The organism is Streptomyces sp. NPDC036822, from assembly GCF_055609145.1.
Genome location: NZ_JBVJPY010000020.1, coordinates 44721 through 65598, shown reverse-complemented (window position 1 = coordinate 65598; position 20878 = coordinate 44721). Strand labels below are relative to the sequence as shown.

The following is a 20878-nucleotide window of genomic DNA, read 5'->3' as shown; positions in this document are numbered from 1 at the left end:
TGCGGCGGCGGGCGCGCCGGCCGTGAGTCGGTCAGTCCGCCCGCCGCCGGAACGGCCGCCCGGCCCGTCCCCGGCCCCGCGCCAGGAGCGCGGCCAGGACGAGCGCCGCCACCGCCCCCGTGCCCAGGCCCGCCCGCAGGCCCGGCGGGCGGAAGGCGCAGACCACCGGCGTCCCGTCGGCCGGGGCGGGAGTCGCCACCAGGCCGCCGTACGAGTCGGCCGGGCGTCCCCCGCAGCGCCAGCCCGCGATCCGGGGCGCCGCCAGGACGACCGTGCCCCGCGCCCCGGGCGGGAGTTCGGCCCGGACGCCGGTGTCCGTGACGCGTACCGCCGTCGCCGCCGCCGCCCGCAGCTCCGCCGCCGCCGTACGCAGGCGCTCCCGGTCCAGGCACTCCACCCGTCCCCGGGCGCCACGGCCCGTCAGGACCGGCCGCTCGTCCGCCACGCGCTGGACGCCCAGGGAGACCATCGCGGCCCGGCGCTTGGGCAGGCCGCCCAGCAGCTCCACCGTCCGCGCCCCGAGCCGGGCCGTCCCGGTGAAGTCGGGGGCCCACAGGAAGACCTCCCGGCCGACCGGGCAGCCCCCGGCCCCGGGAGGTTCGTACACCCGCGACCCCAGCAGCAGTTCCTGGTTGCGGAACGGAGAAGGCCCGTACCGGGGCGGGGCGACGCCCGGGGGCCGGACCGTCACCAGCGGCAGAACCGTTTCGGCATGGACGACGCCGCCGTCCCGCCACCGCGCGCCCACCCCGAACAGCGCGTCCGTGACCGGGTTGTCCAGGCTCAGGAGGTTGCGTCCGCGCGAGGTCCAGCCGCCGCCGAGCGCCGCCAGGGTCCGCGTCAGCGCCTCCGGGGTGTGGCTGCTGTAGTACGCGGCGCCCTGACCGCCCAGGAGCAGCGGGTCGTTGCCCGCCACCCTGGGCAGCCCGGGGTCGGTCCGGTACGCGGGCCACCCGTCGGCCGCCGCCAGCGCCTCCGCCCGGCGTTCGTGCTCCGCGCCGTACGCCGGATAGTCGTCGAGCCGGGCCAGGCGCTCCCGGTCGGCCCAGGCCGTGGTCGCCGCCGCCTGCCCGACCAGCGTCCCCGACAGCAGGGCGGCCGCCACGACCGTGTACCGCCCGCGCCGGGGCAGGAGCACCGCCCCGACGGTCGTCGCGCAGCCGGCCGCGCCCAGCGCCAGTGCCCATACGTTCGCCAACGGGCTGGTCAGCGCCGCCGCCGCGAGGACCCCCACCACTCCGGCCCCGCCGAGCAGCGCCCGACGGTCGGGCAGGCCGCGCGCGAGGCCGGCCCAGGCGGCGAGGACGAGGAGGCCCGCGAGGACGAACGTCTGCCGGTAGGGGCTTCCGTTCGGCGTGGCGAAGACGTGCCAGAGCAGATGGGTCGGTCCCCACTGCGTCGACATCGCGACCGCCCCCGCCAGACCCGCCCACAGCCACCGTTCGCGCCGCTTCACGTCCCGGCGCAGGAGCAGCGATCCGGCGAGTACCGGCACGGCGGTGAAGACGAAGAGGGCGGGGGTGGAGAAGCTGTACGTCGCGGGCAGCAGACGGGCGAGGAAGTCCGGCCAGGCCGCCGGGGCGAACTCCTTGGTGAGGCCGGGGTGCGCGAGCCGGGACCCGAGGAGGACGGGGACGAGGACGGGCGCGGCGAGCCCGACGCCGAGCCCGGTCGTCGCGACCGCCCGGCCCGCCACCCGTATCCGGAACGAGTCCGTCTCCGCGAGGCGGACCAGCAGGACCAGCGCCGCGCCCAGGGTGGCCATGTAGGCGGTGTAGAAGTTCGCGACCCAGCAGACGGCCACCACCAGCGGCCCGAGCAGCGGCCGCCGGCCCTGCCGCACCCATTCGCCCACCACACACAGCAGCGGGAAGGCGATCAGCCCGTCGAGCCACATCGGGTTGTACGTCGCCTCGGCGACGGACCAGCCGCACAGGCCGTACGCGGCGCCGAGCAGGCCGGCCGCCCACCGCGCGCCCGGCCGGGTGCGCAGCAGCAGGGCCGTCATGGCGGCCGCCGCCACCGCCATCTTCAGGACGGTGACCGTGTAGACCGCGTACTCGATGTCCGCGCGCGGGAACAGTGCGACCAGGGGCGCGAACGGGCTGGTCAGATAGGTGCCCAGGTCGGGCAGGAAGCTGGTGCCCCAGCCGGACCGCCAGTTGAGGAGCAGGCCGCCGTCGGCGCGGCCGTGCAGCAGGTCCCAGAGGTGTGCGTGGTACGGCACGAACTGGTTGGCCAGGTCGTTGACCGCGCGGCGGCGCGGCCCGAAGGGGAAGGCGCGGGCCACGGCGTCCCCGGTGCACACGGCGAGCGCGGTGAGGAAGGCGGCGAGCCCGGCGGCGGGTCCGGCGCTCGCCCGGGCGGCGTCTCCCGCGCTCGCGCGCTCCGGGAGTGCCGGGCCGGGGCCCGGGGCCGGGGACGCGCCGACCGGGCCGGCCGGCTGGGTCCTGGTCTCCATGATGGTTCGAATATGCCAGTACGCGAAACGAAATCGTTCCCTTCCGCGGCCAGTTCACGCGATGGTCGCTTCGTCGACACGTCGCGAATCCGCCGCCGACATCCGGCTCGGTTGTCGTTTCTTCCGTGCTGCTCTCGATTGTGGTCCCGTGCTTCAACGAAGAGGAGATCATCGGTCGCTTCCACGACCATGTGACCACCGAACTCTCCCGTTTCGACGGTGAATTCGAACTGGTCTATGTGGACGACGGAAGTCATGACCGTACGCTCCCGCTCCTGGAGGAGATCGCCGCCTCCGACCCCCGCGCCCGCTACGTCTCCTTCAGCCGGAACTTCGGCAAGGAGGCGGCGATGCTGGCCGGCCTCCAGCATGCCGGCGGCGACGCCGTGGTGATCATGGACGCCGACCTCCAGCACCCGCCGGAGCTCGTGCACCGCATGGTCGCCCTCCACGCCCAGGGGTACGACCAGGTCATCGCCCGCCGGACCCGCACCGGCGACCGGGTGACCCGCACCCTGACCGCCCGCGCCTACTACTGGGCGATCAACCGCCTCGTGGACGTCGAGCTGGTGGACGGCGTCGGCGACTTCCGGCTGCTTTCCCGCCGTACGGTCGATTCGATCCTCGAACTGACCGAGTACAACCGATTCTCCAAAGGCATCTTCGCCTGGGTCGGATTCCGCACCACCACCTTCGAGTACGAGAATGCGGTGCGTGAGGAGGGCCGCTCGAAATGGAGCTTCGGGAAGCTCCTGAACTACGGTCTCGACGGACTTCTCTCCTTCAACAACAAACCCCTGCGGGCCGCCGTCTACCTCGGAATGGTCCTGGTCTCGCTGGCGCTGGCGTACGCGGCCTGGATCGTCGGCGTCGCGCTGGTGAACGGCGTGGACACACCCGGATACGTCACCCTGCTCGTCACGGTCACGGCCCTGGCCGGCGTCCAGATGGTGATGCTGGGGCTGGTCGGCGAGTACGTCGGCCGGATCTACTACGAGGTGAAGCGGCGCCCGCACTTCCTGGTGAAGGCGACGAACGCGGGGGTGCCGGCCCAGCGGCGGCGCCCGGAGGAGCTCGTACGGCGATGACGCGGACCCCGGGGACGACGACGGTGAGGGCGGTGGCGTGGCAGGTGGTGCGCTTCGCGCTGGTCGGGGCCGTGAACACCGCCACCTACTACGGTCTGTACCGGCTCCTCGTCCTGTGGCTGCCGTACCTCCCCGCGCACGTCCTCGCGTTCGCGCTCTCCATGGTCGGCTCGTTCTTCCTCACCTCGTACTTCACGTACCGCACCCGCCCCACCTGGCGGAAGTTCCTGCTCTTCCCGCTCACCAACGCGGCGAACTTCGTGATCACCACCGCCGGCGTCTACGTCCTGGTCGACCGGCTGGGCGTCGACAGCCGCTACGCCCCCCTGCCGGCCGCCGCGGCGGCCGTTCCCGTGACCTTCCTGCTCTCCCGGACGATCATGCTGCGACCCGACACCACCCGAACGCGTGAGTCGTTGACCGAAACAGTCGCTTCGAAGTAGTGGCCCTGACCACTCCGACTGCCTAACATCGATCACCGCAAGGTCGTTCTACTGACGCACGACCCACGCCGGGAGGCTCCTTTGCACCGCCGCACCGCGCTCTCCGTCTCCGCCGCGCTCCTCGCCGTGGCCCCGCTGCTCGCCGCGTGCGGCAGTGACGCCCACCCGGGGGCCGCCGCCGTCGTCGGCGGTGAGCGGATCGAGGTGTCCAGCCTCCAGGCGCAGGTTCGGGACGTACGGTCCGCCCAGCAGAAGTCGCCGCAGGCCGCCGAACTGATCAAGGCCACCGGGGACCTCAGCCGCGAGAAGCTCAACGTGATGATCTTCGACCGGGTCGTGGAGCGGGTCGCCGCCGACAACGGGATCACCGCGGGGCGCGGGGAGATCCAGAAGGCCCGCGCCGAGTTCGTCGAACAGAGCGGCGGCGAGGCCCAGCTCGCCGGGATGCTGCTCCAGCAGCAGGGGGTCGCCCCGGACCAGATCGACACGGTCGTCCGCCGGACCGTCCTGATGAACAAGATCGCCGACAAGCTCGGCATCGCCAACACCCCCGAGGGCCAGAAGAAGCTCACCGAGGTCTTCACCGCCGCCTCGAAGTCCCTCGACATCGACGTGAACCCGCGCTTCGGCGCCTGGGACAACGACAAGATCCAGCTCGGCACCTACACCGCGCCCTGGCTGCGGCAGATCACCCAGGACCCCCAGGCCGTCCCCGCGGGCGCGTAGCCGCGCCCTTCCCGCACGCGGGCCGGGCGCGGCGTGTCGCTCTCCGGACGCGGGGCCGGTGCGGCCGGCAGGCCCACGTATGGTCGAAGGGTGAACGCTGAAGCACCCGTCGAGACCGGTCGTGTCGTCCTTCTCACCGCCAGCCACCGCGTGGCCCCCGGGCTGCTGTCCTGGCCCGCCTGGCAGGCGCTGCGCGGCGCCGACCAGGTGGTGTGCGCCGACGAGCACCACCCCCAGCTGCCGTACCTCCGCGAGGCCGGCATCACCGTCGAGCACGCCCGTCCCGCCGCGCAGGACCTGGTCGACCGGTGCGCCGGGGGCCGGACCGTCGTCGTCCTGCCGTCCGGCGAGGGCGACCGGGCGCTGACGGACGGGCTCGCCCGGCTCGCCGGCTCGGGCTGGGTCGCCATGCCCGACCTGGAGCTGCTGCCCGGCTCGTACGACCTGCCCGGCGCCCGCCTCCTCGACCTGGTGCAGGTCATGGACCGCATCCGGCGCGAGTGCCCCTGGTCGTCCCGGCAGACCCACAAGGGACTCGCGAAGTACGGCATCGAGGAGGCGTACGAACTCGTCGAGGCGATCGAGGTCGGCGACCGCGACGAGCTGCGCGAGGAGCTCGGCGACGTCCTCCTTCAGGTGGTCTTCCACGCCAGGATCGCGGAGGAGCACGAGGACGAGCCCTTCTCGGTGGACGACGTCGCCGGGACCATCGTCGAGAAGCTGATCCACCGCCACCCGCACGTCTTCGGCGACGCGACCGCCGAGACCCCCGAAGAGGTCAAGGCGCACTGGCTGCGCACCAAGGCCGTCGAGAAGCAGCGCGACTCGGTGACGGACGGAGTGCCCCTCGGGCAGCCCGGTCTCGCGCTCGCCACGAAACTGGCCGGACGGGTGCGGACGGCCGGCCTGGACGTGAAGCCGCCGACCGGTGAGGGGATCGGCTACGAACTGCTCGCCCTCGCCGCACGGGCGGAGGCGGACGGAGTGGACCCGGAGGCGGCGCTGCGGGCCGCCGCCCGCGCCTACCGCGACGCCATCCGCGCGGCGGAGGGCCACCCGGCCTGACGGCGCGGCGGAGGCCGTCCGGCCCGAGGAGGCCCCCGCTCGGGCCCCGCGCCCTGCCCTTCCCCGCCCGAGCCGGGAGCGGTCCTCCGGAGCGTGACCGGCGGGGCGGGCCGGGGTGGTCCGGCCGGGCCCCGGGGGCGCCGAGGGCGTCCCGCCGGACGGCCCGGTGCCGCCCGCGCCCCGGCCGGGCCGGGGCCCGACCGGCGGACGGTTACTGTCGTGGCCATGCACGACCAGCCCTCCGCCCCCGGTGCCCCCGCCGCGCCCGAGCTCTTCACCTGGGAGTTCGCGACCGATCCGTACCCCGCCTACGCCTGGCTGCGCGAGCACGCCCCCGTGCACCGGGCCCGGCTCCCCAGCGGGGTCGAGGCATGGCTGGTGACGCGGTACGCCGACGCGCGGCAGGCGCTCGCCGACCAGCGGCTGTCCAAGAACCCCGCACACCACGCCGAGCCCGCGCACGCCAAGGGGAAGACCGGGATCCCCGGGGAGCGCAAGGCCGAGCTGATGACCCATCTGCTCAACATCGACCCGCCGGACCACACCCGGCTGCGGCGGCTGGTGTCGAAGGCGTTCACCCCGCGGCGGGTCGCGGAGTTCGCGCCCCGCGTGCAGGAGCTCACGGACCGGCTCATCGACCGGTTCGCCCGGGAGGGGAGCGCCGACCTCATCCACGAGTTCGCCTTCCCGCTCCCCATCTACGCCATCTGCGACCTGCTCGGCGTCCCGCCCGAGGACCAGGACGACTTCCGGGACTGGGCCGGGATGATGATCCGGCACGGCGGCGGGCCCCGCGGCGGGGTGGCCCGGTCGGTGAAGAAGATGCGCGGCTACCTCGCGGAGCTGATCCACCGCAAGCGGCTCGACCCGGGGGACGACCTGATCTCGGGTCTCATCAGGGCGTCCGACCACGGGGAGCACCTCACCGAGAACGAGGCCGCGGCGATGGCGTTCATCCTGCTCTTCGCCGGCTTCGAGACCACCGTCAATCTGGTCGGAAACGGCCTGTACGCCCTGCTGCGGAACCCCGGTCAGCGGGAGCGCCTCCAGGCGTCGCTGGCGGCGGGGGAGCGGGGGCTCCTGGAGACCGGCGTCGAGGAGCTGCTGCGCTACGACGGGCCGGTCGAACTGGCCACCTGGCGTTACGCGATGGAGCCGCTGACCATCGGCGGGCAGGAGATCCCGGCGGGGGACCCGGTCCTCGTCGTGCTCGCCGCCGCCGACCGCGATCCGGCGCGGTTCGACGCGCCCGACACCCTCGACCTCTCCCGGCGCGACAACCAGCACCTGGGGTACGGACACGGCATCCACTACTGCATCGGTGCCCCGCTCGCCCGCCTCGAAGGGCAGATCGCCCTCGCCACGCTTCTGACCCGGCTGCCGGACCTCCGGCTCGCCGTCGATCCGGCGGACCTGCGGTGGCGCGGAGGTCTCATCATGCGTGGATTGCGCACGCTTCCGGTGGAGTTCACCCCTTCTGGCGCCTGACGCCTCGTCAAGACTGTGACTTTTACGTGATCTCCGCTGCATCGACTTGTGACGAACGTTCGAATGCCGCTACGTTCACCGCAGTCTCAGCCGTCACGCGAAAGGCACCTCGCATGCGCTCCGGAAACGGACGTCACCGCAGACCCCGCCAGGCCCCCGCCATAGTCGTCGCCGCAGGCGTGACCGGATCGGCCCTCGCGCTGCCGTTGCTCGGCGCGGGTTCCGCCTCGGCCGCCGATGTCGCCACCTGGGACCGGGTGGCCGAGTGCGAATCGGGTGGCCTGTGGAGTGCCAACTTCGGCAACGGCCTCTACGGAGGACTCCAATTCACCCAGGAGACCTGGGAGCGGCACGGCGGCCTGGCCTACGCGTCCAGCGCGGACCTCGCCAGCCGCGCGCAGCAGATCACGGTTGCCGAGCGGGCGTTCGCCGCGGGCGGCACGGAGTGGGCCACCTGCGCCCCCATCGCCGGCCTGACGAACGACGGCACCGTCCCCGACGTCGACCCGGGGCCGCCGCTCACGCCGGAGGAGCCCACCGGTCCGGCCGCGGAGTCGAACCGGACCGCCGGCATCCCGGCCGGCCCCGCCGCTCCGGAGACCTTCCCCAGCGCTCCCGCGACCTCCCCGGCCACGCCCTCCGCGCCCGCCCTCACCGCGCCCTCGTCGCCGGACGCCTCGGCGACCACCGGCGCGCCGAGCGCCGGCGCCACGCCCGGGACCTCCGGCACGCCCTCCGCCCCGGTCGCCCCCGGCACCGGCAAGCACCGCGGAGGCGCCGCCCCGGAGACGGGCAATGTGGACAACACCCTCGAAACCGGTACAGACGATGGCCGCGAGAGCGGCCGTCACGCTTCGCCGGCCGACGGGACCGCCGGTGCCGACGGGACTGACGGGTCGACAAAGGGCGCGACGCCCGGCACGGGTGAGAACAACACGGATACTTCCGGCATTGCGGACGAATACACCGTCCAGCCGGGGGACAATCTCACCGAGATCGCCCAGGAGAACGAGCTGCCCGGCGGCTGGACCGCCCTCTATGACGCCAACCGCCGGACGGTGGGCGCCGATCCGGACCTCATCCTGCCTGGTCAGAGTCTCGACCTGACGCCCGAAACGGCCCCGGCGCAAGGGTAGTTCGAGACCCTATGTCCGGTTCTGTGCAAGTGAGACATGGGTCTCTTTGCCCGAACTGGCCTGTCACGTCCGCAAACTCTGCTCCTGTCGCTTCTCACCTGCGCAAACGCCCCTCGCTCAGAGGCACGTAGGGGTGATTTCTCCCTTATAGACGTCTTTGAACTTCGTGGGGGTCTGTGTTTACGGTCGACATCGCTCGCCACCGCGGGCCCCGTCGACCGAGAACGCCGAATCCTGCCGTCGGCCGATGGGAACAGTCGTCGCGCAAGCGCCGTAGGCAGGAGCGGGGGACCCAGGTAAGTGCCGGTCCCGGCCGTCGAGACAGACGGCCGGAACGGCTTGGGGTGGAGCCGCGTGCTGGTCACGCGGCCGGACAACTCACTTGGTCCGAACCCGACAGCTCACCTCGCAGGCGTCGGTGAGGAGAACTTCATGCTGCTTTCGGGCAAGGGCAAGCACCGTCGCGCTTCCAAGGCCACCCGCGCCGTCGCGCTCGCCGGCATCGCCGGTGTCGCCGTGGCCGCCCCGCTGATGACCGCCGGGTCCGCCTCCGCGGCCACCGGCTCCGAGTGGGACACCGTCGCCCAGTGCGAGTCGGGCGGCAACTGGTCCATCAACACCGGCAACGGCTACTACGGCGGCCTGCAGTTCTCGGCCTCCACCTGGGCCGCCTACGGCGGCACCACCTACGCCGCGACCGCCGACCAGGCCTCCAAGTCGCAGCAGATCGAGATCGCCGAGAAGGTCCTGGCCGGCCAGGGCAAGGGTGCCTGGCCGAGCTGTGGCGTGGGCCTCTCCGGCGCCTCGTACGACGGCGGCTCCGCCGAGAAGAGCGCCCCCGCGCCGGAGCGTCAGGCCGAGCAGCCGACGACCCGCAGCGAGAAGCGCACCGCGCCGAAGGCCGCCGAGCCCAAGAAGGCCGAGTCCAAGAAGACCGTCACCACCCCGACCGGCAAGAAGGTCGAGAAGGGTGACGGCGAGTACAAGGTCAAGGCCCACGACACCCTGAGCACCATCGCCGCCGCCCACGACGTCAAGGGCGGCTGGGCGAAGCTCTTCGAGCTCAACAAGGACATCGTCGACGACGCCGACCTGATCTACCCGGGCCAGCAGCTTCACCTGAAGTGAGCCCGGCGGCCCGTGTGAGTCCGGCGGCTTCCACGGGCCCCACGACCCTCCCGCGGTGACCACCCCGGTCCGGCGCGCCCTTCCCCCGTGCGCGTCGGACCGGGGTTCCGCGCGTCACGGGCCCGACGCCGACCCGCCCGGGCCCCGGCGTCGACCGCCTTTGGCTCCCGGCGCCGCCCGCCCGACCCGCCCGGCCCGCACCCCGTCGGCCCGACGCCGACCCGCCCGGCCCGCATCCGGGGGGCCCGCCCGAGGACCCGCCTCATTACTGTCCAGTAGTTCTGAGGTCGTCCGTCCCCATATGCATGCCCTTGGGTCCTTTTTCGTCCCAGCGGGCGGGCGCCCGGCGGGCTGGAGCCCCGGAGCCGGTTAGGCTCTTGCCGCAAGGCCAAAGAGACCCTGCACCGCATGCGTCACATCTAGCGTCACATCCCAGAAGGAGATGCTCGTGCCGTCCATCGACGTCGTCGTAGCCCGGGAAATCCTGGACTCCCGAGGCAACCCCACGGTCGAGGTCGAGGTCGGCCTCGACGACGGCAGCACCGGCCGTGCTGCCGTTCCGTCCGGTGCCTCCACCGGTGCGTTCGAGGCCCTCGAGCTTCGCGACGGGGACCCGAACCGCTACCAGGGCAAGGGTGTCGAGAAGGCCGTCCTCGCCGTCATCGAGCAGATCGGCCCGGAGCTCGTCGGCTACGACGCCACCGAGCAGCGGCTGATCGACCAGGCGATGTTCGACCTGGACGCCACCCCGGACAAGTCCTCGCTCGGCGCCAACGCCATCCTCGGCGTCTCCCTCGCCGTCGCGCACGCCGCCTCCGAGGCGTCCGACCTCCCGCTGTTCCGCTACCTCGGCGGCCCGAACGCGCACCTGCTGCCCGTTCCGATGATGAACATCCTGAACGGCGGGTCGCACGCCGACTCCAACGTGGACATCCAGGAGTTCATGATCGCCCCGATCGGCGCGGAGTCCTTCTCCGAGGCGCTGCGCTGGGGCACGGAGGTCTACCACACCCTCAAGTCCGTCCTGAAGACCAAGGGTCTCTCCACCGGCCTGGGCGACGAGGGCGGCTTCGCCCCGAACCTGGACTCCAACCGCGCCGCGCTCGACCTCATCCTCGAGGCCATCAAGCAGGCCGGCTACGTCCCGGGCAAGGACATCGCGCTCGCGCTCGACTGCGCCGCCTCCGAGTTCTACAAGGACGGCTCGTACGAGTTCGAGGGCAAGTCCCGCTCGGCCGCCGAGATGACCGAGTACTACGAGGAGCTCGTCGCCTCCTACCCGCTGGTCTCCATCGAGGACCCGCTGTTCGAGGACGACTGGGCCGGCTGGAAGGTCATCACCGAGAAGCTGGGCGCCAAGGTGCAGCTCGTCGGTGACGACCTGTTCGTCACCAACCCCGAGCGCCTGGCCCGTGGCATCGAGGAGGCGTCCGCGAACGCCCTCCTGGTGAAGGTCAACCAGATCGGTTCGCTGACCGAGACCCTGGACGCCGTCGAGCTGGCCCAGCGCAACGGCTTCAAGTGCATGATGTCCCACCGCTCCGGCGAGACCGAGGACGTCACCATCGCCGACCTCGCCGTCGCCACCAACTGCGGCCAGATCAAGACCGGCGCCCCGGCCCGCTCCGAGCGCGTCGCCAAGTACAACCAGCTCCTGCGCATCGAGGAGATCCTCGACGACGCCGCGGTCTACGCCGGCCGCAGCGCGTTCCCCCGCTTCAAGGGCTGAACGACCCCCCGCAGGTAGCTTCCGTACGTCCCCGCACCCGGTCCCGTACCGTGTGCGGGGACGTACGCGTGTGAGGGACGGACAGGGGAGGCGACACGACATGGCCGCGAAGGACCGGGACCGCTTCTCGACCGCGACCCGGATCAGACTCCTCGGGGAGCAGACCGCCGCCCGTGTCTACCGCTCCCAGACGCGCCGTCAGGCCCGCCGCTCACGCCTCACCGGCCGCGCGGCCTTCCTCGCCCTCATCGTCTGCTCGCTGGTCGTGGCGCTCGCCTATCCCATGCGCCAGTACGTCTCCCAACAGGGGGAGATCGCCGAGCAGGAGCGCCAGGCCGCCGAGGCGGCCGCCCGGGTCGAGGAGCTGCGGGACGAGAAGGCGCGGCTCCAGGACCCGGCGTACGTCCGCCGTCTCGCCCGGGAGCACCTGCACTACGTCCTTCCCGGCGAGACCGGCTTCACCGTGAACGACCCCGAAGCGGAGCGCGCCCGCCGCGCCGAGCAGGGGGCGGCCGACCGCCCGTGGTACTCCAACCTCTGGGACGGCGTCGACCGCGCCGACGCGCCCCGCGGGGACGCGGGCGCGAGATGATGGTGCGACGGCACACGCGCCGCACCCGCACCGCGCCTCACGTACGCATCGCGCATCACGCACCCCCTGGGGGACGCGCGCCGCGGACCGTGGAGCGCACGCGCACCGCACCGCGGACCGCGCCGCCCACCTCACCGCCCACCGACGAGAAGACAGACGCAGGCATGGAAACGCCCCCTCCGCAGACCGCACGCACCGAGCCCACCGAGGCGGACGTCGCCGCATTCGAGGCGCAGCTCGGCCGCCCGCCCCGCGGGCTGCGCGCCATCGCGCACCGCTGCCCGTGCGGCAACCCGGACGTCGTCGAGACCGCGCCGCGGCTCCCGGACGGCACCCCGTTCCCCACCACGTACTACCTGACCTGTCCCCGCGCCGCCTCCGCCATCGGCACCCTGGAGGCGAACGGGGTCATGAAGGAGATGCAGGCCCGCCTCGGCACCGACCCGGAACTGGCCGCCGCCTACCGGGCCGCGCACGAGGACTACATCGCCCGCCGTGACGCCATCGACGTCCTGGAGGGCTTCCCGAGCGCCGGCGGCATGCCGGACCGGGTGAAGTGCCTGCACGTCCTCGTCGGCCACTCGCTGGCCGCCGGCCCCGGGGTCAACCCGCTCGGCGACGAGGCGATCGCCATGCTGCCGGAGTGGTGGGCCAAGGGCCCCTGCGTCACCCCCTGCGAGGAGAAGGAGGGGACGGCATGACCGGCACCACCCGGGTCGCGGCCGTCGACTGCGGTACGAACTCCATCCGCCTCCTCGTCGCCGACGTGCACCCCAAGACCGGTGAGCTGACCGAGCTCGACCGGCGGATGACGATCGTCCGGCTCGGCCAGGGCGTCGACAGGACGGGGCGGCTCGCCCCCGAGGCGCTGGAGCGGACCTTCGCCGCCTGCCGTGAGTACGCGGCCGTGATCGAGGAGCTGGGCGCGCACAAGCTCCGCTTCGTGGCCACCTCCGCCTCGCGGGACGCGGAGAACCGCGACGAGTTCGTCGCCGGCGTGGTCGGGATCCTGGGCGTCGAGCCCGAGGTGATCAGCGGTGACCAGGAGGCGGAGTTCTCCTTCACCGGCGCCACGGCCGAGCTGGCCGGCGCGGACCGCTACCTGGTGGTGGACATCGGCGGCGGCTCCACCGAGTTCGTCGTGGGCGACCGCCATGTGGAGGCGGCCCGGTCCGTGGACATCGGCTGCGTGCGCCTGACGGAGCGGCACGTGCGCAGCGATCCGCCGGCGCCCGCCGAGATCGAGGCGGTCCGCGCCGACATCCGGGCCGCGCTCGACCTGGCCGCGCGGACGGTCCCGATCACCGAGGCCGGCACTCTCGTCGGGCTCGCCGGATCGGTGACGACCGTCGCCGCCATCGCGCTCGGTCTCCCGGAGTACGACTCCACCGCGATCCACCACTCACGGATCTCCCGCGACCAGGTCGCCGAGGTCACCCGGCGGCTGCTCGCGGCCACGCACGACGAGCGGGCCGCGATCCCGGTCATCCACCCCGGGCGGGTCGACGTCATCGTCGCCGGGGCCCTGGTGCTGCTGGAGATCATGGAGCGCACGGGGGCCCGGGAGGTCGTCGTCAGCGAGCACGACATCCTCGACGGAATCGCCCTATCCGTGGCATAACGGACACCCATCGGCGGCCCCGGCGAGAGGCCGTCGAGAAAGTTCGTGAAGTTCTTCACAAGGAAAAGCGCCCCGAGGGGGGCCAAGAGGGGTCTTGAGGGCCTCCGGACCCCCCGCCGGGGCGCTTTCGCAGGTGCGGAGCCCCGTTCGCACTCTGTTTCCATCGTGTGAACGCACCACGTGGTTCGGGGTTAACGACAGCTCTCCAGGCCAGTTCAACAGGGGTGAACAACGTGCGCCGTAACGCCCTGGTTCCTTTGCTGCATCATGACCTCGGTCACGTGGGCGGCGGAGTGTAGCAGAGGTGCCCGAAGTGCTTGTGAAGGGGCGCACGAGCGACCCCCCTCGGAGGGGTGGATACTCGATGGCATGAGCACCACGGAGCGTCCCAGGATCCTCGTAGTAGGCGGTGGGTACGTAGGCCTGTACGCAGCTCGACGCATTCTGAAGAAGATGCGTTACGGCGAGGCGACCGTCACGGTCGTCGACCCGCGCTCGTACATGACGTACCAGCCCTTCCTCCCCGAAGCCGCCGCAGGCAGCATCTCGCCGAGGCACGTCGTCGTCCCCCTGCGACGCGTCGTGCGCGGAGCCGAGGTGCTCACCGGCCGCGTCACCACCATCGATCAGGACCGCAAGGTCGCCACGGTCGCGCCGCTCGTCGGCGAGGCCTACGAGCTGCCCTTCGACTACCTGGTCATCGCGATGGGCGCGGTCTCCCGTACCTTCCCGATCCCCGGCCTGGCCGAGCAGGGCATCGGCATGAAGGGCGTGGAGGAGGCCATCGGCCTCCGCAACCACGTCCTGGAGCAGCTGGACAAGGCCGACTCGACGACGGACGAGGACGTCCGCCGCAAGGCGCTGACCTTCGTCTTCGTGGGCGGCGGCTTCGCCGGCGCGGAGACCATCGGCGAGGTCGAGGACATGGCCCGCGACGCGGCGAAGTACTACACCAACGTGAAGCGCGAGGACATGCGCTTCATCCTGGTCGACGCCGCCGACAAGATCCTTCCCGAGGTCGGCCCGGAGCTGGGCCGCTGGGGCAAGGAGCACCTGGAGAGCCGCGGGGTCGAGATCTACCTCTCGACGTCGATGGACTCCTGCGTCGACGGCCACGTCGTGCTGAAGAACGGCCTCGAGGTCGACTCCAGCACGATCGTCTGGACCGCCGGTGTGAAGCCGAACCCGGCGCTCGCCCGCTTCGGTCTCCCGCTCGGCCCCCGCGGCCACGTGGACACCTCCGAGAAGCTCCAGGTGCAGGGCACCGACTACATCTGGGCCGCGGGCGACAACGCCCAGGTCCCGGACGTGGCCTCCCGCAAGGCCGGTGTCGAGAACGCCTGGTGCCCGCCGAACGCCCAGCACGCGCTGCGCCAGGCGAAGGTCCTCGGCGACAACGTGGTCTCCGGCATGCGGGGCTTCCCGCAGAAGACGTACGAGCACTCCAACAAGGGTGCGGTGGCGGGTCTCGGCCTCCACAAGGGCGTCGCGATGATCGTCATGGGCAAGATGAAGATCAAGCTCAAGGGCCGTCTCGCCTGGTACATGCACCGTGGCTACCACGGCATGGCCGTGCCGACCTGGAACCGCAAGATCCGCGTCTTCGCCGACTGGACCCTCGCGATGTTCCTCAAGCGCGAGGTCGTCTCCCTCGGTGCGATGGAGACGCCGCGCGAGGAGTTCTACGAGGCGGCCAAGCCGGCTCCGGCGCCCGCCGCCGTCGCCCCGGCGAGCCAGGAGAAGGCCAAGGCCTCCTAGCCCGCCGCCCCGCCTCGCCGACACGCCGGCGAGACCCGGGGGAGACGTGGGCAATGCAGTACACGCAGTACCTCGCATGACCCGTAAGGGCCGTCCGCCATCCGTGGTGCGGGCGGCCCTTCGCGTGTTTTACCGAGTCGTTGTGCCACGGCGGGACTGGTTTCGCCTACAGACGGTGTTTACGTGGTGACGAACATTTCTGGGGCACGACATCACGGAGGTGTGCACCATGGCCGACGCCGCATTGCGGCTGACCACTCTCGCCGAGGAACTGCTGGGAGTCCCGCTCCCGGTGCGCCTGCGGGCCTGGGACGGCAGCGAAGCCGGACCCGCCGGCGGCCCCGTCCTGATCGTCCGCGAGCGCCGCGCCCTGCGCAGGCTGCTCTGGAAGCCCGGCGAACTGGGTCTGGCCCGCGCCTGGGTGGCCGGCGAGATCGACGTCGAGGGGGACCTGTACGACGTCCTGGACCGGCTCGCCGAATTCATCTGGGAACGCCCGGAGGAGACCCGTAGCGCCCTGGAGGCCGTACGCGACCCGAAGCTCCGGGCGGCCGCCGGCGCCCTGCTCAGGCTGGCGGGGCCGTTCCCGCCGCCGGCCCCGCCCGCCGAGGAGGTCCGCCGGCGCAGCGGCGCCCTGCACACCAAGCGCCGTGACAGACAGGCGATCAGTCACCACTACGACGTGGGCAACGACTTCTACGAGCTGGTGCTCGGACCGTCGATGGTCTACTCCTGCGCCTACTGGACCGAGGGCGGCACCCTGGAAGAGGCCCAGCGCGACAAGCTGGACCTCATCGCCCGCAAGCTCGACCTGAAGGAGGGCGACCGGCTCCTCGACGTCGGCTGCGGCTGGGGCTCCATGGCCATCCACGCCGCCCGCGAGTACGGCGCCCAGGTCGTCGGCATCACCCTCTCGCGCGAGCAGGCCGTCCACGCCCGCAAGCGGATCGCGGAGGAGGGTCTCGCGGACCGGATCGAGATCCGGGTGCAGGACTACCGCGACGTCAAGGACGGCCCGTACGACGCCATCTCGTCGATCGGCATGGCCGAGCACGTCGGCGAGGTGCGCTACCGCGAATACGCCGACACCCTGTACGCGCTCCTGAGACCGGGCGGCCGGCTGCTCAACCACCAGATCTCCCGCCGTCCCGCCCCGGACGAGGACGCCTACGAGATCGACGAGTTCATCGACGCGTACGTCTTCCCCGACGGGGAGCTGGCGCCGATGGGCCGCACCCTCGCGACCCTGGAGGACGCCGGCTTCGAGGTGCGGGACGTGGAAGCCATCCGTGAGCACTACGCCCTGACGCTGCGTCGCTGGGTGGCCAATCTCGAGAGCCGGTGGGCCGAGGCCGTACGGATGGTCTCACCGGGCCGGGCGAGGGTCTGGCGGCTGTACATGGCGGCCTCGGCCGTCTCCTTCGAGCGCAACCGGATCGGTGTGAACCAGTTCCTCGCGGTGAAGACGCCGGAGGGAGGGACGTCCGGCGTGGCCCTGCGGCCACGGGTGTGGAACGAGTCGCTCCAGCGTTGATACGTTCGGGACTTCGGGCCCGGGAAGAGGGGTGCCGGTACGAACCGGCACCCCTTTCCTTCCGGGGCAGAATTGTCATGCCTATGCCGCATGCTCCGGTATGCCGCATATGCGTCGTCCAGGTTCGAGGGGGAACCCACCGTGCACCGCCCGACCCGTCTGCTGCTCACCCTGGCCGCCACCGCCGGACTCCTGGCCACCGCGGCCCTGCCGGGCAACGCCGCCTCGCCGTCCGCCGCCCCGGCGGCCACGGCCGCCGTCACCGCCGCCGAGGCCGTGACCACCACCGCCACCTTCAACGACCCGGCCGGCGACAGCGCCGCGCAGAGCCGCATCCGCGACCACATCATCGGGCTGATCGACCAGGCACCGGCCGGCTCCGCCATCACCGCCGGCCTCTACACCTTCACCGAGGATCGGGTCACCGACGCGCTCTTCGCCGCCAAGACCCGCGGTGTCGACGTCAAGGTGGTCCTGGACCACACCTCCGTCACCATGGACGGCGGCGAGTACAGCCGTCTCGCCGAGCGTCTCGGCACCGACCGCACCCAGGGCTCCTGGGTCTTCGCCTGCCCGGCGGGCCGCGGCTGCATCGGCACCCGCAAGCTGCCCAACGACAGCGACGGCGCCATCAACCACAACAAGTTCTTCCTCTTCTCCTCCACCGGGGGAGCGAACGACGTCGTGGTGCAGACCTCGGCCAACATGACCAACCTCCAGCGCACCGACCTCTTCAACAACGCCGTCACCATCGTCGACAGCGGCCTCTACGCGATCTACCGCGCCTACTGGGCCGACCTGCTCGCCTACGGCACCTCCTCCACCGGTCTGAGCCACTACTACAAGACCCCGGAGAGCGGCCCGTACAAGGCGTACTTCTTCCCCCGCAAGGAAGCCGCCGGCACCACCTTCGACAACGACGCGTCCACCGACACGATCAAGCTGATCCTGGACAACGTCGGCTGTGCCGGCGGCACCCAGGTGCGCATGGCGGCCAACCTCTTCACCCGTGACGAGGTCGCCGCCAAGCTCGTCGCCCTGAAGAACGCCGGCTGCTCGGTGACCCTCGCCCACGACGGCGCGGCCGGCTCCATGAGCCAGGGCGTCGAGGACGTCATCTCCGGCAAGCTCACCAAGCGCGTCGAGTGCCAGGAGGACCGGGGGGCCGGCGTCGCCAAGGTCGGGCTCCACTCCAAGTACCTGCTCGTGGAGGGCACGTACAACGGCACGTCCGGCCGCAAGCTGGTCTTCACCGGCAGCCACAACTACACCTACCCGGCGCTGCGGGCCAACGACGAGACGCTCCTGAAGATCGAACACGCGACGCTGTACGGCCAGTACAAGGCCGACCACGACCGTCTGATGAGCTACTGCGAAGGCAGCTGACGGGCCGGCCGGGGCACGGACCCGGCCACCGGTACGGCTAAGGGCCGGGCACCCCCGCGGGTGTCCGGCCCTTCGCCGTGTCCGTGCCCCGGCCGCTACTCGGCCTTGATGGCGTTCAGCATGTTCAGCTTCGCCGCGCTGCGGGCCGGCCAGAGGGAGGCCAGCACGCCCACCAGCCCGGCGAGGAGGAGGAAGACGCCGATCCGGTCCCAGGGCAGCACCAGGGCGTAGCCCGGCAGGCTCGCCCGCAGGGTCTCGCCGACGGCCCAGCCGAGGAAGGCACCGAGCCCGATGCCGACCACCGCGCCGAACAGTGAGATGACCACGGCCTCCAGACGGACCATCCGCTTCACCCGGCGCCGGTCGAGCCCGACGGCCCGCAGCATGCCGATCTCCTGCTGCCGCTCGAACACCGACATGGCGAGGGTGTTCACCACACCGAGCACCGCGATGATCAGGGCCATCGCCAGCAGGCCGTACATGATGTTCAGCATCATGTTGATGACACCGCCGAACGAGTCGCGGATGTCCTTCTGGTCCATCACCGTGATGGCCGGGTTGTCGCCCAGCGCCTGGACGAGGGCCTTCTCCGCGGCCGCCGACTCGCCTCCGTCCATCTCCACGAAGATCTGCGGGATGTACGGCTTGGGGTCGTGGGCGTTCAGGATCTTCGCGTCGACGAGGACCGGGGAGACGAACTCGCTGTCCTCGAAGACCGCGCCGACGGTCAGCGAGCCCTTCTTCTTGTCGAAGTACTCCACCGGGAGGGCGGCGCCGACCTTCCAGCCCTGCTTGGTCGCCGTCTTCTCGGCGACGGCGATCCTCCCGTCCTTCAGGGAGGCGAGCGAGCCGTCGGTGACGCGCAGGTTGAGGACCTTCTCGACGTCACCGGGGGTGACACCGGAGACCGAGCTGAAGTCGCCCTTGATCTCCAGGTACCCGGCCTGCTGCGGCGAGACCGCCGCCACGCCCGGAGCCTTCTTCAGCGCGTCCAGGGCCGCCTGGCTCAGGCTGTCACCGCTGGCCATGCTGACCATGTAGTCGGCCTTGATCTGGTCGGTGGTCATCTTGTCCAGCGCGGCGCCGACCGTGACACCGAGTACGGACAGGCCGGTCACCAGGGTCAGGCCGATGGCCAGCGCGGAGGCGGTGGCGCCGGTACGGCGCGGGTTGCGGACCGCGTTCTGGCCGGCCAGCTTGCCCGCGACGCCGAAGGCGTTCAGGAGCGGCCGGGCGAGGGCGATGACCGGGCGGGACAGCAGCGGGATCAGCACGATCACACCGATGAGGGCGAGGAAGGCGCCGCCGCCGATGAGCATCCGGCCCTCGTCGCCGCCCTTGCCCGCGCCCGCGATGATGGAGGCCGCACCGAGGGCGGTGATCGCCGCACCGATGGAGTTGCGCACGACCAGCGACTTGGTGGTGGCCACCGCGTGGACGCTGCTCATCGCCGCCACCGGCGGGATCTTCGCCGCGCGACGGCCCGGCAGCCAGGCCGCCAGCATCGTGATCAGCACGCCGACGGCGAGCGCCGCGATCAGCGGCGTCGAGCCGATGACCACCTCGCCCTCCGGCACCTTCATGCCGAAGGCCGCCATGCCCGAGCGCAGGCCGATCGCGAGCAGCACACCGAGGCCGAAGCCGACGACGGAGGCGACCAGACCGACCAGACCGGCCTCGGCCAGCACCGAGCGGGTGATCTGCTTGCGCGAGGCACCGACCGCGCGCATCAGGGCCAGCTCCTTCGTGCGCTGGGCGACCAGCATCGTGAAGGTGTTGGAGATCAGGAAGACGCCGACGAACAGCGCGATGGCGGCGAAGCCGAGCAGCATCTGGTTGAGCGCGCCCAGACCGGCCTCGATGTCCTTGGCCTGCTCGTCGGCGAGCGCCTGCCCGGTCTGGGCCTCGCCGGCCTCGCCGACCACCGGCTCGACCGCGGCGAGGATCTTCGCGGCGTCGGCGCCCGGCTCGGCGGCGACGGTGATGTCCTGGAAGAAGCCCGGCTCGACGTACAGCTTCTGCGCCACGGCGGTGTCGAACAGGACCAGGCTGCCGCCCGCGCTCACGGCGCCGTCCTCGGTCGTGAAGACACCGGAGAGGGCGTACTCCTCCACCGGCCCGTTGGTGGCGACCCGGACGGTGTCACCGACCTGGTAGCCGCCCTTGTCGGCGGTGTCCTTGTCGAGCGCGATCTGGTCGTCCCGCTCCGGCCCCGCGCCGGCGGTGAACCGGTACGAGGGGTCCTTGCCGTCCTTGCCGGGGGCGAAGTTGGTGCCCTTGTTGGACCAGCCGACGCCGATCAGCTTGCCGTCCTTGTCCGGCACACCGGCGAAGCCGCCGACCCGGCCGGTCGCCCCGGCGACGCCGTCGAGGCGCTCGATCTTGCGCCGTACGTCCTCGGAGAGGCCCGGAGTCCTGTTCGGGTCGTCGGCGTCCGGCCGCGCGGTCACGGCGACGGCCACGTTGTCGTAGCTCTTGGCCGACTGGTTGCGGAAGGCCTGGGAGAGGGTGTCGGTGAAGACCAGGGTGCCGGAGACGAAGGCCACGCCGAGCATCACGGCGAGCACGGTCATCAGCAGCCTGGCCTTGTGCGCGAGCACGTTGCGCAAGGCGGTACGGAGCATGGGTGTGTCCTGAAGTGGGGCCGGCGGTTGCCTGCGGCGGGCCGGGCGGAGGAGAAGGCGGGCCCGGTCCGAAGGGGTCCGGGACGGGCCCCGTGAGAC

16 protein-coding genes and 1 riboswitch are annotated in these 20878 nt (G+C 71.8%); of the genes, 14 read left to right on the top strand and 2 right to left on the bottom strand.

Annotation, left to right across the window (positions count from 1 at the left end; translation table 11 throughout):
- Positions 1 to 31: 31 nt before the first annotated feature.
- On the bottom strand, positions 32 to 2461 hold the full coding sequence (locus tag ACZ68P_RS31035; protein WP_471012043.1) for a YfhO family protein: 2430 nt from the start codon (positions 2459 to 2461) through the stop codon (positions 32 to 34).
- 125 nt (positions 2462 to 2586) lie between these two features.
- Here ACZ68P_RS31035 and ACZ68P_RS31030 point away from each other — a divergent pair, with 125 nt between their 5' ends.
- The 14 genes from ACZ68P_RS31030 (at position 2587) to ACZ68P_RS30965 (ending at position 18155) form a co-directional block, all read left to right on the top strand.
- Positions 2587 to 3549, top strand: coding sequence for a glycosyltransferase family 2 protein (locus ACZ68P_RS31030; protein ID WP_471012042.1), 963 nt, complete (start codon positions 2587 to 2589; stop codon positions 3547 to 3549).
- On the top strand, positions 3546 to 3992 hold the full coding sequence (locus tag ACZ68P_RS31025) for a GtrA family protein (protein WP_471012041.1): 447 nt from the start codon (positions 3546 to 3548) through the stop codon (positions 3990 to 3992). The genes ACZ68P_RS31030 and ACZ68P_RS31025 overlap by 4 nt, the downstream gene beginning before the upstream one ends.
- 81 nt (positions 3993 to 4073) lie before the next feature.
- Positions 4074 to 4718, top strand: coding sequence for a SurA N-terminal domain-containing protein (locus ACZ68P_RS31020; RefSeq protein WP_471012038.1), 645 nt, complete (start codon positions 4074 to 4076; stop codon positions 4716 to 4718).
- A 90-nt stretch (positions 4719 to 4808) separates the two neighbouring features.
- On the top strand, positions 4809 to 5783 hold the full coding sequence (locus ACZ68P_RS31015; RefSeq protein ID WP_471012036.1) for a nucleoside triphosphate pyrophosphohydrolase: 975 nt from the start codon (positions 4809 to 4811) through the stop codon (positions 5781 to 5783).
- Positions 5784 to 6008: 225 nt separating this feature from the next.
- Positions 6009 to 7271 (top strand): cytochrome P450 family protein, encoded by a 1263-nt coding sequence (locus ACZ68P_RS31010; protein ID WP_471012035.1) that lies wholly within the window; start codon positions 6009 to 6011, stop codon positions 7269 to 7271.
- Positions 7272 to 7384: 113 nt separating this feature from the next.
- Positions 7385 to 8407, top strand: a complete 1023-nt coding sequence (locus tag ACZ68P_RS31005) for a transglycosylase family protein (protein WP_471012034.1) — start codon at positions 7385 to 7387, stop codon at positions 8405 to 8407.
- Positions 8408 to 8666: 259 nt separating this feature from the next.
- Positions 8667 to 8837, top strand: a riboswitch (cyclic di-AMP (ydaO/yuaA leader).
- Positions 8838 to 8839: 2 nt separating this feature from the next.
- Positions 8840 to 9535, top strand: coding sequence for a transglycosylase family protein (locus tag ACZ68P_RS31000; RefSeq protein ID WP_471012032.1), 696 nt, complete (start codon positions 8840 to 8842; stop codon positions 9533 to 9535).
- A 442-nt stretch (positions 9536 to 9977) separates the two neighbouring features.
- Positions 9978 to 11264, top strand: a complete 1287-nt coding sequence (gene eno / locus ACZ68P_RS30995; protein ID WP_365715901.1) for a phosphopyruvate hydratase — start codon at positions 9978 to 9980, stop codon at positions 11262 to 11264.
- Positions 11265 to 11364: 100 nt separating this feature from the next.
- Entirely contained in the window at positions 11365 to 11856 is a 492-nt protein-coding gene (locus ACZ68P_RS30990) for an FtsB family cell division protein (RefSeq protein ID WP_471012031.1), read from the top strand.
- 164 nt (positions 11857 to 12020) lie between these two features.
- Positions 12021 to 12557 (top strand): DUF501 domain-containing protein, encoded by a 537-nt coding sequence (locus tag ACZ68P_RS30985; RefSeq protein WP_365715903.1) that lies wholly within the window; start codon positions 12021 to 12023, stop codon positions 12555 to 12557.
- Entirely contained in the window at positions 12554 to 13477 is a 924-nt protein-coding gene (locus ACZ68P_RS30980; RefSeq protein ID WP_471012029.1) for a Ppx/GppA phosphatase family protein, read from the top strand. Before ACZ68P_RS30985 ends, ACZ68P_RS30980 begins: the two co-directional genes overlap by 4 nt.
- Before the next feature lie 369 nt (positions 13478 to 13846).
- Positions 13847 to 15235 carry an NAD(P)/FAD-dependent oxidoreductase gene (locus tag ACZ68P_RS30975; RefSeq protein WP_365715905.1) on the top strand — a complete coding sequence of 463 codons (1389 nt, stop codon included), beginning with the start codon at positions 13847 to 13849 and terminating at the stop codon, positions 15233 to 15235.
- A 229-nt stretch (positions 15236 to 15464) separates the two neighbouring features.
- Positions 15465 to 16769 (top strand): class I SAM-dependent methyltransferase, encoded by a 1305-nt coding sequence (locus ACZ68P_RS30970; RefSeq protein ID WP_471012027.1) that lies wholly within the window; start codon positions 15465 to 15467, stop codon positions 16767 to 16769.
- Between the two features lie 141 nt (positions 16770 to 16910).
- Complete coding sequence (locus tag ACZ68P_RS30965) at positions 16911 to 18155, top strand: phospholipase D-like domain-containing protein (RefSeq protein ID WP_471012024.1); 1245 nt, start codon at positions 16911 to 16913, stop codon at positions 18153 to 18155.
- 95 nt (positions 18156 to 18250) lie between these two features.
- Here ACZ68P_RS30965 and ACZ68P_RS30960 read toward each other — a convergent pair whose 3' ends face one another.
- Entirely contained in the window at positions 18251 to 20779 is a 2529-nt protein-coding gene (locus ACZ68P_RS30960) for an ABC transporter permease (protein WP_471012022.1), read from the bottom strand.
- Positions 20780 to 20878 lie beyond the last annotated feature (99 nt).

Excerpts from the sequence above, each read along its gene's own strand:
- ACZ68P_RS31035 (WP_471012043.1), bottom strand. The coding sequence starts at position 2,461 with ATGGAGACCAGGACCCAGCCGGCCGGCCCGGTCGGCGCGTCCCCGGCC.
- ACZ68P_RS31025 (WP_471012041.1), top strand. The coding sequence starts at position 3,546 with ATGACGCGGACCCCGGGGACGACGACGGTGAGGGCGGTGGCGTGGCAG.
- ACZ68P_RS31010 (WP_471012035.1), top strand. The coding sequence starts at position 6,009 with ATGCACGACCAGCCCTCCGCCCCCGGTGCCCCCGCCGCGCCCGAGCTC.
- ACZ68P_RS31005 (WP_471012034.1), top strand. The coding sequence starts at position 7,385 with ATGCGCTCCGGAAACGGACGTCACCGCAGACCCCGCCAGGCCCCCGCC.
- ACZ68P_RS31000 (WP_471012032.1), top strand. The coding sequence starts at position 8,840 with ATGCTGCTTTCGGGCAAGGGCAAGCACCGTCGCGCTTCCAAGGCCACC.
- eno (WP_365715901.1), top strand. The coding sequence starts at position 9,978 with ATGCTCGTGCCGTCCATCGACGTCGTCGTAGCCCGGGAAATCCTGGAC.
- ACZ68P_RS30990 (WP_471012031.1), top strand. The coding sequence starts at position 11,365 with ATGGCCGCGAAGGACCGGGACCGCTTCTCGACCGCGACCCGGATCAGA.
- ACZ68P_RS30985 (WP_365715903.1), top strand. The coding sequence starts at position 12,021 with ATGGAAACGCCCCCTCCGCAGACCGCACGCACCGAGCCCACCGAGGCG.
- ACZ68P_RS30980 (WP_471012029.1), top strand. The coding sequence starts at position 12,554 with ATGACCGGCACCACCCGGGTCGCGGCCGTCGACTGCGGTACGAACTCC.
- ACZ68P_RS30975 (WP_365715905.1), top strand. The coding sequence starts at position 13,847 with ATGAGCACCACGGAGCGTCCCAGGATCCTCGTAGTAGGCGGTGGGTAC.
- ACZ68P_RS30970 (WP_471012027.1), top strand. The coding sequence starts at position 15,465 with ATGGCCGACGCCGCATTGCGGCTGACCACTCTCGCCGAGGAACTGCTG.
- ACZ68P_RS30960 (WP_471012022.1), bottom strand. The coding sequence starts at position 20,779 with ATGCTCCGTACCGCCTTGCGCAACGTGCTCGCGCACAAGGCCAGGCTG.